General features: G+C 38.3%; 12 protein-coding genes. 5 read left to right on the top strand and 7 right to left on the bottom strand.

Translation table 11 applies throughout. From position 1 onward, the window contains the following. Positions 1–31 precede the first annotated feature (31 nt). The 6 genes from RLO81_RS16745 to RLO81_RS16720 all read right to left on the bottom strand — a co-directional run bounded on the left by RLO81_RS16745 (position 32) and on the right by RLO81_RS16720 (position 7,168). Entirely contained in the window at positions 32–1,168 is a 1,137-nt protein-coding gene (locus tag RLO81_RS16745; RefSeq protein WP_350114312.1) for a hypothetical protein, read from the bottom strand. 113 nt (positions 1,169–1,281) lie between these two features. Further along, the gene (locus tag RLO81_RS16740; RefSeq protein WP_350114309.1) at positions 1,282–2,091 is read right to left on the bottom strand and encodes a DUF4249 family protein; all 810 of its coding nucleotides are present in this window, start codon (positions 2,089–2,091) and stop codon (positions 1,282–1,284) included. Next, positions 2,088–4,697 (bottom strand): TonB-dependent receptor, encoded by a 2,610-nt coding sequence (locus RLO81_RS16735; protein ID WP_350114306.1) that lies wholly within the window; start codon positions 4,695–4,697, stop codon positions 2,088–2,090. Before RLO81_RS16735 ends, RLO81_RS16740 begins: the two co-directional genes overlap by 4 nt. Then, the gene (locus RLO81_RS16730) at positions 4,691–5,677 is read right to left on the bottom strand and encodes a FecR family protein (RefSeq protein ID WP_350114303.1); all 987 of its coding nucleotides are present in this window, start codon (positions 5,675–5,677) and stop codon (positions 4,691–4,693) included. Before RLO81_RS16730 ends, RLO81_RS16735 begins: the two co-directional genes overlap by 7 nt. A 45-nt stretch (positions 5,678–5,722) precedes the next feature. Then, positions 5,723–6,247, bottom strand: coding sequence for an RNA polymerase sigma-70 factor (locus tag RLO81_RS16725; RefSeq protein ID WP_350114300.1), 525 nt, complete (start codon positions 6,245–6,247; stop codon positions 5,723–5,725). A 63-nt stretch (positions 6,248–6,310) separates the two neighbouring features. After that, positions 6,311–7,168 carry a hypothetical protein gene (locus RLO81_RS16720; RefSeq protein ID WP_350114297.1) on the bottom strand — a complete coding sequence of 286 codons (858 nt, stop codon included), beginning with the start codon at positions 7,166–7,168 and terminating at the stop codon, positions 6,311–6,313. A gap of 144 nt (positions 7,169–7,312) precedes the next feature. Between RLO81_RS16720 and RLO81_RS16715 the strand changes: the two genes are divergently transcribed. From RLO81_RS16715 to msrA, 5 genes are all read left to right on the top strand, one after another. Beyond that, entirely contained in the window at positions 7,313–8,581 is a 1,269-nt protein-coding gene (locus RLO81_RS16715; RefSeq protein ID WP_350114294.1) for a sensor histidine kinase, read from the top strand. Next, complete coding sequence (locus RLO81_RS16710; protein ID WP_350114291.1) at positions 8,574–9,263, top strand: response regulator transcription factor; 690 nt, start codon at positions 8,574–8,576, stop codon at positions 9,261–9,263. The genes RLO81_RS16715 and RLO81_RS16710 overlap by 8 nt, the downstream gene beginning before the upstream one ends. A gap of 45 nt (positions 9,264–9,308) precedes the next feature. After that, positions 9,309–9,707, top strand: a complete 399-nt coding sequence (locus RLO81_RS16705; RefSeq protein WP_350114288.1) for a VOC family protein — start codon at positions 9,309–9,311, stop codon at positions 9,705–9,707. A gap of 46 nt (positions 9,708–9,753) precedes the next feature. Next, positions 9,754–10,806: a PA0069 family radical SAM protein gene (locus RLO81_RS16700; protein ID WP_350114286.1), complete on the top strand. Its 1,053-nt coding sequence runs from the start codon at positions 9,754–9,756 to the stop codon at positions 10,804–10,806. A gap of 83 nt (positions 10,807–10,889) precedes the next feature. Next, entirely contained in the window at positions 10,890–11,543 is a 654-nt protein-coding gene (gene msrA / locus RLO81_RS16695; protein WP_350114283.1) for a peptide-methionine (S)-S-oxide reductase MsrA, read from the top strand. 41 nt (positions 11,544–11,584) lie between these two features. Here the strand turns inward: msrA and lysA are convergent, their stop codons facing one another. Next, a complete protein-coding gene (gene lysA / locus RLO81_RS16690; protein WP_350114280.1) occupies positions 11,585–12,817 on the bottom strand; it encodes a diaminopimelate decarboxylase in 1,233 nt (410 codons plus the stop codon). Between the last annotated feature and the right edge of the window lie 79 nt (positions 12,818–12,896).

Below are 12,896 nucleotides of genomic sequence, written 5' to 3'. Positions count from 1 at the left end.
GGCAGCGGCTTTCCGAATTAAACTTAATCAACTACTTAAAAGCAATTTCTAAGTTTGTAGTCTCCAATGGGTTGTATGGAGCTAAATCCTGAATTCTGTTGGCTAATGGGTTCCATGAATCTCCTGGACTAGCGCCCGCAGATAAGAACCCGTTTTTGTCAAAGTATCCCGGAGGGTTCGTGTTCACAAGGAATGCATCCAAACCAGATTGAGGAATATTTGGGAATGCGTTTAGAATTCTCTCCGTAAATACATTTCTTATTGAGTAATCTTCCAGCAATATTGATCTGTTATCAGAATCAAGGGCACTTGGTGGTAAACCCACTTCAGCCACACCAATATTGTCAGAATCATCGCCTGAGGCTACGAATGCCCAGTTAAATCCGGGGTTTTCAGAATCTGGGAACAATCGTGCTCTTGGGTGGTTCGAGTTACCAAACACATCAACCACATCACCAGTTCTACCCACAAACATTCTTAGCTTACGCATAGCGAAGTCATCGTCTTGTGGTCTGTCTGTTCTCAATCCTGAGATGGCTACTTCCATTGTTGCATCATAAATGTCATTACCCGCAGAGTTATAGTCTATTCGGTACATGGCATTTAATTGGCCATCTCCTTCACTTCTGTTAATGTTATAGGGTTTTAGAATGGCTATACCTTCTACAGGGTCATTATTCCAAAACACTTGCATTGCCTTACCACCATCCGCATCATTTTCAGAATCTGAATCTACTACAGTGAGTTGATACGACCATGTTTTCCCCTCAAAGTCTACATTTTTCTCAACAGTCATGGTTTTACTTCTGCCATCATCATCACTCTGATAGGTAATTACTTCAATGTTTTGAATATCAAATCTTCTTATGGCTATGATGATATCTTCAACAAGCCTTCTTGAGCCGTCTCCCACATGTATGAATACTCTCAATAGCCCGTAGATATCATCTCCGGCTAATTCATCTTCCGTTTTCCCATTTATTTTACCGCCAGCGTTGATGGTTGCACTATTGATAGACGATGGAATTTCTATTCCGAAAGACTCTGGCAAAATCTGATCTTGAGTAACAACTTCAGGGTTCTCATCACATGATGTTAATCCGATAGATACTAGTAAGGTCAGAATGGCCAGCAATAGTAGTTTCAAATTCGATTTTAACGTTTTCATAATTTTAAATTTAATTTCCTAATTCAGTTTTAGTTTGAAGGAGCGATTTTAACTCCCTTACAGTACTATAACACGAGACTTAGTAAGCACCCTTACTCGCGATTTAATTTATTTTAATTTATAACCAATGTGTCAACATCGACCGTCACAGTAGCAAAAAAGCCAACGGCACCACCTTCTACATTCGTAGGTATATCATCTTTGGTCACATCAAAAAATCCACCACGCCATTCGGTTTCTGAGAGAAGCGAGCGTAAAAATTCTTTATAACGATCGCTGACCGTATGCTTTCTTCTTATAACGGTACTGCCGGTAGGAAAATAGAACTCTTCCTTTTCGGGAGCAAAAATCTCTTGTACATCAATATTTTTAAGGTCATAAAATACCACTCTGCCTTCACAACTTTCTTGAGTTGAGCAGTTGGGGGTGGTTGACCAGTCAATGTCGTGCGTCACATAATTGGCCACTGTTCCGCTTTCCTGATATTCTAAACTATAGTGTAATGACCCGTTAATAACTGCGGTATCCAATGCCACATCTCCGAGAAATTGCCCGCCAGGAGGCGTATCAAACGCGCGATATTCTTTGCCTCTATGACGGATAATGAGCAAATAAAATTTACCGAAAACAGCACGCACAGGGATTGTGTAATATTCTCCTGAGCCAATGGGATCTTCCTCTAAAACAATAACATCTTCATCGCTATCTACAATAGCTACAAAAGCATCGCTTACAGGTTTGGGAGTTTCATTCTGGCTGGCGTAAGGTCTAGTAATCTTAACGCGATGCCTTCGAAGCTCATTAGTCATCAACCCTTCAACAACAATTAACCCATCAGCTGCAAAATCAATATCTTCATCAATGCGTTCTTCACAACTTATGACAAGCAATAAAATGGACAATATGATTGTTAACCGTATCACAGGAATCTGAAATTATAGGTTATAGATGGCGTAAACCGGAATAAATACGACTGAGTAGTTAAGCGATTATTTTCTAATAAGTTTGAAGGCATTCTAAATTCACCTTCAGCATCTTCTACCTTACCGTAATTTATAAACAATGTATTTTTGCGGCCATACAAATTAAAAATTGAAACAGACAGATCGTGTCGGAATCGATTGGTTGGATTTTTATTTAACGTAAAAGTGGCAGATACATCCATTCGGTGGTAATCAGGTAAGCGACTGCCATTTTTTTCTCCATAAATAGGAGCTTCCAGGCCGTTGTAATTAAAAAAACCTATTGGTTTGGAGTAAGGTGATCCAGTATAATAAGTCCAATTCATGCCGAGCTTTATTCTTTCTGTAAGATCGTAACCCATCACCAGATTGATTTCATGTGGTCGGTCGTAGAATGAGTTATATTCCTGGCCATTATTAATAGCTTCAAATGTTCGTCTCGCTCGAGATAGTGTATAGCCTACCCAGCCACTTAAGCGGCCAGTCTGTTTTCTTGCTGTTAGTTCCAGGCCAGCTGCTGTGGCATCGCCAAAACGCAATTCTCCTTCAATTAAAGGATTGAGCAATGTTTCTGCATGAGGCTCATAATCAATCTGATTTTGCATGTTTTTGAAGTACAGTTCTGCGCTAAGTAGTAGGCCGGCTTTTTCCAAATGTTGTTGATAACCAAAAACTATTTGATCAGCAATTTCAGGTTCTATGTTAAAGCTACTCGGCAGCCATACTTCCAACGAAGTAAACGGACTGATAGAATTGGTGATGAGATGGACATTCTGAACATTTCTGGTATAACTTAATTTAAGTGCGGCATTAGCGGTTACTTCATAATTGAGGCTTAAACGAGGCTCTGTGTTCCCAAAATCAATATAATCTTCCCCATCATCAAAAAACAAGGTATCTGATGGGCTGTTATTCTCATCAAACAAAAACTCAAAAGCACCACCCTGGTTAGACCAAGACGAAATTCTCAAACCATATCGAATCCCTAATTTATCAGTAAGCTTCGTTTCCTGCCCGCCATAAACAACTGTTTCAGCAGCATTTCTTATTGAGATTAAAGGAGGCTGAACATTTGGGTTGTCTGTTGTGAGATTGCCCGGATTAAAATTGTAGCCGTTAATGGCTAAACCAAATGACCAGATATTATTCGCTTTTTTGAAATAAGTGAAATCAGATTTTAGCGTAATAGTAGCAATACGCGACTTCCATTTGGTATTCGTGCTCACATCAGTATGTAAAAAGTAATCATAGTTGCTCCCTGCAAGGGTAGCATTCATAAATAGCTTATCATTAAACAGGTGGTTCCAGCGTACACTACCCAGAATATTTTCCCATTCCAGCCCTACATTGTCTACAAAGTAGTTGTCTTTACCTGTATAAGTAGAAATATAGATATTGTCTTTTTCGCCTAATGTGAAGTTTAATTTACCCGTAAGATCATAAAAGTTTAATTTTTTAAGATCATCCTCTCCGTTATCGAACAGATATTTTAGTCTCGAAATTCTACCAGAAACAAGAAAAGAACTGTAGCCTTTTTTTATTGGGCCTTCTACGCCCAATTTGCTAGAAATAAGAGTGCTATTGCCCCAAGCTTCAAATCTTCTATCGTTCCCCTTTTTAGTACGAATGTCAATCACAGAAGAGAGCCGTCCACCCATTGTTACAGGCATATCGCCTTTATAAATTTCAATAGAGTTAATGGCATCGGGTATAACCGTAGAAAACACACCAAGCAAATGACTGGAGTTAAAAACCGGGGCATCATCAATCATTAACAAGTTCTGATCACGGTTGCCACCTCGCACATAATAGAAAGTAGAACCGTCAGAATGTGCCTTTATTCCAGGAACAAACTCCATCGATTTTACCACATCCATTTCACCAAAGAGTGCAGGCATTTCAGTGACAGTTTCAGGGCTTATTTTTTCTTTGCTAATTTGAATTTCCTCCAATTCAACCACATTATCTGAGGTTACAACTATTTCTTCAAGTATAGGGGGCTTTTCTTCAAGATCAACTGAGTAACTGATATCAGTATTACCTGTTATTTGAATGCTCTCAGGCTCATACCCAACAAATGAATAATTGACAGTGTGCTCGCCATCGGGTACTGGAAATGAGTAATAACCATAGGCATTCGTTAGTACACCAATAGTTAATGAATCAATTGACACTGTGGCTCCAATAATTGCTTCACCATTTAATTGATCTTTTACATAGCCGCTAATCACGGCCTTTTTAGAATCCTTTCTTTTCTTTTTTTTTAACACTACCTGTCGTTCGATGAAATCAAATTGGATGTCTAGTGGATCTAAAATGGCTTTTAAAACACTTTCTAGAGAAGCGGTCCCATTATACGTTATGGTTTGGTCGGGCTTAATTAATTTGGAGTTATATGAAAATGTAATGCCTGACTGTTCTTCAATATGTTTAAAAACGTCAATAATTGATAAATTATTGGCCTGAATAGTCACTTTACTTTGGGCAGCAGTTTGCGAATATGCCTTTTGAGTAGTGAGGCAAGAAAGAGTAAATAAAATAGCTAGAAAATAGACAGACTTTAGCACCCCGCTTTTGTTATTTCAATATCCTGACCGTTTTGTTCGATCGTCAAATCAAGGGTAGAAGTTAATACTTTTAACACAGAATCTAATGGCTGATTATCAAAAGTAGCGGTTACTTCACAGGTAGCTGTCACTTGATCGGATATAGAAATAGAGGAATTGTAGACTTTGTTTAGATCTTCAATGGCCTTTTTAAGTGATGTGGACTCGAATTGAATTAAACCGGTTTTCCAAGAGTTGAAATTCGGATCTTCATTTTTGTATTGAATGAGTTCTCCATTGGTTGAGAGCATTCCAGCATCACCAGCACTCAGTTGAAGCTCTTTAGCAGAAGAATTTGAAGAAAGCGACACCAGACCTGTAGACACAATAACCTCAGTGTGTGAGTCTGTTGAACTTACATTAAAAGAGGTACCCAGCACAGTAATTCTGACTTTGCCCGTTGAAATTACAAATGGCTGTGTTTCGTTTCGTTCTACATCAAAAAATGCTTCGCCTTCTAAATTTACAGCCCTGTCTTTTTCGCCAAATTCTGAAGAATAGGAGATGGATGAATTGGCGTAGAGTGTAATTTTTGAATTATCTGGTAAAATGAATTCTTGCTTAGCATTAGCCGTTTGGTGCAGTATTAGTTCATCCTTAAACAGAAAGTTATAAACCACATATGTGGATGCTAAAATCAACAATACTGCAGCTGCCACTTTAAACCAGTTAGTTGTTGAAGTAGGTACCATTTCAACAGTTTTGGCACCTGTAATTTTACTTTGAAATTGTTTCCATTCACTATTAATATCTAAACCGAGATCTGGTTCTATAAAATAGTCTTTGTCAATCTCGTAAAGTTTTTTATACTGGTCGTATAACTGTTGATTGGCCGCACTTTGCTTGCACCAGTTTTCAACCTCTGCTCTATCCTCATCACTAATTTGATTGGTGATAAGTTTGGCGATTAATGTTTCTATATGGTCTTTCTCTTCGTTCAAATTTTTAATTCTCTATTATTATAACACATCAAAGTTCATTTACCCTTACTGAAGAAAAATTAAAATAAGTAACATTAAAAAATCAGCTAAATGTTCTCGCATTAAGCGTAACGCCTTAGACATTTGAGCTTCAACAGTTTTAACGGATATATCCATTCTTTCTGCTATTTCAGAATACTTTAGCTCTTCAACCCTGCTTAGTTCAAATACTTTTCTGCACTTATTCGGTAATGTATTCAGCGCAAAAGCAATCTCTCTTTCCAGTTCTTTTGTTTCTATGTTTGATGAACTTTCAGAATGCAAGTTCTCATTCACTTCAGCAATAGACACCATTTTCTTCTGATCCCTGATTTTATTTAAGCAACGGTTTCTTACTGAAGTATACAGATAGCTTTTGTAATTGGTATCAGGCTCCAGGCTTTTATGCTTTTCCCAAAGTCGGATAAACACATCATGAACTATTTCTTTCGCATCATCCAAATCCTGCACATATTTCATGGCAAATCCAGTAAGGCCACCGAAGTGCTCCTTAAATAATGTTTCAAAAATTGGAAGTTCTTGTGTGTTCACATTCTTAGTAAAAGCCACCCACTGAAATACATGGAGTATATTTTAGATAAATATACTAAAAGCTTATTTCTTTCTATAAAAGTACAGAATGGCTTCAATGTCCCGGGGTTCTTCACTTAGGGTAAAAAAGCCAGAGCCATCTTTCATCCATGCGAGTGATTCACCTTGCGGCTCAACAATGTAGGGAACGGTTTCTGGCTCGGACATGAGTGTTTCGACAATGCTTCTGCCATTTCTTTTCCAATAGAAAACAGAGTTATAGGTTTTTGTAATGATCTCTTCTCCATCGGCCGATATATCTGCCGCCACCGTGTTGAAATAAGCAATTGTGCCCAATTTCTCCAGCGTAATGGTTTCCGTTAACGACTGTGGGTAGGCAGCCCGGTAAATACCAATATTTTGTTCTCTTTTCGATAAAATGTAAATATCTTTTGATAGCGGATCAACCATTAAACTTTCTGCATCTCTTTTTCCGTCAGGGAAAATGAAAGTTATAACGTCTACATTTTCGATATCTCTACGTTCAGCTTCTAAAGAGGGTTCTTCAAAACGATAGATGTATTTTAAATCATGAACAGCCTTGTTATCACCCATTTCGGCTACATATAGGTAGTTTTTAGAGTCATCTGGACCAACTCCACTCGCCATATCTTCCCAATCCCTATGATTTAAGGTAGGGAAGTTAAATTGAGCTTTAAATTTTCCGTACTGGTCAAGCAAGAATAATCTTGCCTTATCTCCACTATCATTATGCACCCAAAGCATGTTAGGGTTATTGATGCCTACGGCCAGACCGGATGCTTCATTAATTTCATTATTTTCTATTTCACCACGCGATTCTGCAGGGTGAAAGGTGGGTTGGGCGAATGTGCTTATAGAAAAGAAAAGAAATAAAATGAAGTGATAGGAGATACGTTTCATGTTGATTAGTCTAAAAACACCGAAACATAGCTTATTAATTTCTTTTTTTGAAATGAAAAATTCTAAAATTCAAGATTTAACACTTTGTTAATGATGTGTTAAAAATTCAGCCTGCTTATCTTATTTTAATTAATTTCAACTCTTATGAAGCGTAAATCCATTCTGGCATTGGTGGTAATGGCGGCCATTAGCATATTGGGTATAGCCGGTGTGCAGGTGTATTGGTTTAATAAAGCCTTTAATACTGAGGAGGAGCTGTTTAATAGAGAGGTGAATGCAGCACTTTACAATGTGGCTACCAAGTTTTTTGAAATTAGTGAAACAGCTATACCAGCTAACAACCCTATCAAGCAGCTAAGTACCAATTATTATGTGGTGATGATTAATAACGAGATAGATGCCAATCTCCTTGAGTATCTGTTAAAATCTGAATTTGAGAAAAGAAACATAAAGGCCGATTTTGAATATGGCATATACGATTGCACGAGCGATAAAATGGTGTATGGTAATTATGTGAGTGTAGAGGCCGTTCAAAAAGAAGCTGCGGATCTAGCGGGGTTGCCAAAATGGGAAAATCAGAATTATTATTTTGGTGTGCAGTTTCCAAATAAAGCTTCCATTATTACCGATCGAATGGGCATCTGGATATTCTCATCTGCCGTACTAGTGCTGGTAATCATTTTCTTTTCATATGCCCTTTTTGTGATTCTAAAACAGAAAAGGCTTTCTGAAATTCAGAAAGATTTCATCAACAACATGACACATGAGTTTAAGACGCCAATATCAACCATTGCACTAAGTGCAGATGTGTTGAGTGACCCAAACATAAGTTCTCAGCCAGAGCGAATAAAGAATTACACAACCATCATAAAGCGAGAAAATATACGACTAAAAAAGCAAGTAGAGCGCGTACTACAAATGGCCGGAATGGATAAAGATGAAATTGCGCTTAAGAGAGAAAACACATCACTGCATCAACTTATTAAAGAGGCTGTGGAAGGCATAGCAGCAGGCAACGATAAGATTTTCAATGGCATCAGCTTCAAATTAAATGCAGTCAATGATATGGTGGTTGTAGATAGGCTCCACCTCTCGAATGTGATTTATAACTTAATTGATAATGCCATTAAATATTGCGAAAAAGAACCTGATATCACCATTTCTACGGAATCAGTAAAAGACAAAATCTGGGTAGCAATTGAAGACAACGGGATTGGCATTAGCACGGAAAATCAGAAAAAGGTATTCGATAAATTTTATAGGGTATCTACCGGAAACCGGCACGATGTAAAGTGTTTTGGCTTGGGACTAAGCTATGTAATGCAGGTAGTTAAAGCCCATAAAGGTAGCTTGAAACTTATCAGTGAATTAGGTAAGGGTAGTACATTCAAATTTTCCTTATACAATGAATAAGACTTCAATAATGCTAGTGGAGGATGACGAAAGCTTGTCATTCGTAATTAAAGACAATCTTTCTTTAAATGGCTATGAAGTTATACATTTCACTGATGGTGCCCAGGCCATTAAATCATTTGCTAAAGGCAAATTTGACCTGTGTTTATTAGATGTCATGCTCCCCGCTCTTGATGGGTTTACGTTAGGTAAAGAGATCAGAAAAAAAGACTCTAATGTGCCTATACTATATCTAACAGCTAAGTCTATGCAAGAAGACAAACTAGAAGGGTTTAAAAGTGGTGGTGATGATTATATTACCAAACCCTTTAGCCTGGAGGAGCTTATTTTTCGGATAGAAGTATTTTTAAAAAGAAAACTTAGCTCTAACACCACAAAACAAAATTTTACAATCGGGGAGTATGATTTTAATTACTCCGACCTCAGCCTTACTTGTAAAGGTGAAGTAAAAAACCTCACCCAGAAGGAAGCCGATGTGCTACGGTTTTTTTGTTTGAATAAACAAAGAGTAGTGAAGCGTGATGAGATCCTCAAAGAAGTGTGGGGCGATGATGACTATTTCCTAGGCCGTAGTTTGGATGTTTTTATTTCTAAGCTTAGAAAATACCTGTCTAAAGATTCCAATGTGAGTATAGCAAACAGGCATGGTATCGGATTTGAACTTGTGATAACAAACAATTAACAAAGAATTGCTAAATTCAGGCTTTCACAATTTAACAGATAAGGCATGAAATTAGAAACGCTAACCCCGAACCTAATGGTAGAGGATGTAAGGGCTACTATTAACTACTATCACGGAGTATTTGGTTTTGAAACCGTATCAACTGTTCCGGAAACAGGAGATGAGCTTGATTGGGCCCGCATGAAAAAAGGGAATGTGGATATTATGTTTCAAAGCGAAGAGAGCCTCAAAAAAGATATTCCTGAAATTAGACATGAAAGCCCAGGGGGAGGGGCAACGTTATTCATAAAAATGACAGGTATTAAAAAGTTTTATGAGCGCCATTATAATGACGCTGACATTGTAGTTCAGTTACATGACACTTTCTATGGGATGAAGGAGTTTACGGTTAGAGACATCAATGGCTATTACATCACATTCGCAGAGCCAATTGATAATCAATAAGTACTAAAAATATTCTAAGTTACTAATTTAATTAGTAATTTAGAATATGAATGATTTACTCAAAGGGAGAGGTGCGCAATCTGCGATTTCCAATGATTTTTTAAATCAGGAGATTGTAACAGATCACATAGAAGGGTTAGATGAGGAATTGTTAATTGAACGGCCTAAAACGCAGCTGTTCTACGAGACACCAAACAAGGTGGTCAATAAGGTTACCAGCCCTGATGTGGGCATGGAATACTCACTAAACCCCTATCAGGGGTGCGAGCATGGATGCATATATTGCTATGCACGTAAAACGCACGAATATTGGGGCTACAACCTAGGTCTTGATTTTGAAACTAAGATTATTGTAAAAAGTAATGCCCCTGCTTTACTAGAAAATCATCTGCTTAAACCTTCCTGGAAACCTAAGCCCATTGTGCTTTCTGGTAATACGGATTGTTACCAACCTATTGAGCGTGAGCTAAAAATCACACGGCAACTTCTAGAGGTTTTTGCCAAATACAGGCACCCTGTGGGTATTATTACCAAGAATGTGCTGGTTACACGAGACTTAGATATTTTGCAAGATTTCGCTTCTGATAATTTAGTGAAAGTAATTCTATCCATTACCACTTTAGATGATGGACTCAGAAGAATTTTAGAACCACGAACAGCAAGCGTAAAGTCTAAATTGTTGGCAATAGAAAAGTTAACTGAAGCAGGCATTCCTGTAAGCATTATGAATGCCCCTATCATTCCTTCTATCAATCATCATGAAATACCCGCAATTATTAAAGCAGTGGCAGAAAGGGGGGCTCAAGGCGTGAATTACACCACCGTTCGTTTAAATGGAAAGATTGCGGACATTTTTGAAGGCTGGCTTAAGAAATATTTCCCTGATAGAGCAGAAAAGGTGATTAATCAAATAAAGGAGCTTCATGGTGGCACAGTCAATGACAGCGAGTTTGGCAAAAGAATGAGAGGCGTTGGGAATATTGCCTCCACCATTAGCAAGTTGCATCATATCTCTAAAAATAGATACATGAAAAATATGAAGAGCACACCTTGGAACCTCACAGCCTTTCGAAAAGGGGGTAATTATAGTTTGTTTTAGGGGGCTATGTCATGTAGCTGTCAATCGAATTGCAACATTCAACTGACCACTGTAGTTATATTATTGAACACTCAATTCAAACTATGTTAAAATTACCTACTCTTATTTTGTCAAGCATATTAATGGTTTGCTGTGCCGCTAAGAAGGACGAACAAAAAATAAATGACTTAACTATCTCTCAGGAGCAAAAAACAAGGTTAGATACAGCTTACTTTGCCAGTGGGTGCTTCTGGTGCACAGAGGCCGTTTTTGAAAGAGTGCAAGGAGTAGTAGATGTTGTATCAGGCTATGCCGGAGGCGACCGACCCAACCCAACATATCAGCAGGTAAGTGCGGGCATCACTAATTATGCTGAGGCAGTGCGAATAGCCTATGATTCTGAGGTAGTTTCTTACAAGCAATTAATTGAATTCTTTTATGCGAGTCATGATCCAACTCAGCTGAACCGACAAGGCCCCGATGTAGGCAAGCAATACCGCTCAGAAATTTATTATCAAAATGATGAGGAAAAGAAGCAGGCTGAAGCGAGAAAGGAGTATTTGGATCAATCCGATAAGTACGATTCAAAAGTTGTCACTCTGATAACCCCATTTACCAATTTCTTTGAGGCGGAAGACTACCATCAAAACTACTATGAATTACACCCTAATCAGCCGTATGTTTATTCAGTTTCCAGGCCCAAGGTGGAAAAGTTTATGAAAGAATATAAGGAGTTCCTTAAAGAGAAATACAAATAAATTTCCCCTCCAGGGAGGGGATAAAGGGGTGGGTTAAAATCTTAAATCTTCAAATCCACCTGCCCTTTCAAGAGGTCTTCCATGGTTTCTCGTTCACGAATTAAGTGCGCTTTACCATCGAGTACCAACACTTCTGCCGGGCGGAATCTTGAATTATAGTTTGAGGCCATTGAAAAGCCATAAGCTCCTGCATTTTTCATCATCAGAATATCACCTTCCCTAACTTCATTTAACTTACGGTCCCAACCGAACGTATCCGTTTCACAGATGTACCCTACCACAGTGTACACTCGTTGCGTTCCTTTCGGGTTCGAGATATTCACAATTTCATGATACGCATCGTACATCATTGGGCGGAGCAGGTGATTCATTCCACTATCAACCCCCACAAATACAGTGGCAGGAGTTGTTTTAATCACATTCGCTTTTGCCAAAAAGTAGCCGGCTTCACTTACCAGATATTTACCCGGCTCAAACCACATCTCCAGCTTTCTGCCATAACTCTCGCAAAAAGTATCGAAAGCTTTTCCAAGCTTTACTCCGAGGTCATATACATTGGTAGTAATATCATTGTCCTTGTAGCCCACTTTAAAGCCACTACCAAAGTCGATAAACTCCAGGTCTGGAAAGTCTCTGGCAACACCAAATAATATCTCAGCAATTTTCAAAAACACTTCTGCATCCAGAATATCAGATCCGGTATGCATGTGCAAGCCAGTTACTTTGATTCCGGTAGTGTTTACCACTCGTATTAAATGTGGCAGCTGATAAATAGAAATTCCAAACTTTGAGTCCACATGGCCGGTAGATATTTTAGTATTACCACCCGCCATTATGTGTGGGTTCAGACGAATGCAGCAAGGCACTTTATTATGATATTTATGCCCGAACTGTTCAAGTATTGAAATATTATCAATGTTGATCGTCAATCCAAGGTTTACACCTTCAACAATCTCATCAAAGGATACGCAGTTAGGAGTAAATAAAATCTCATTTGGTTCAAAACCGGCCTTTAAAGCAAGGTGTGCTTCTTGAATGGATACTACATCCACACCTGCACCATGCTTCTTCATCAGCTTTAATATGTTGATGTTCGTCAAGGATTTGGCCGCATATTTTATCTTCAGTTTTTGATTAGAGAAGGCATTTTTAAGCGACTGAAGCTGGTTAATTATTTTCTCAGCATCATAAACATATACAGGAGTACCAAACTCAGAAGCGATTTTGGTGAGATTAACTCCTTGAAGACTATATTGACCATTTTTCGAATCCATGGCCGAAATTATCTGTAAGCACACTAAAAACCAAGAAAAGTGTGAACAGGCTCAAAAGTTAAAAAAGGTTAATTCTTCA

Source organism: Fulvivirga sp. (assembly GCF_040220315.1).
Taxonomy (GTDB): Bacteria; Bacteroidota; Bacteroidia; order Cytophagales; family Cyclobacteriaceae; genus Fulvivirga.
The sequence above is the reverse complement of the archived record's forward strand: the minus strand, read 5'-3'. Positions and strand labels throughout refer to the sequence as shown.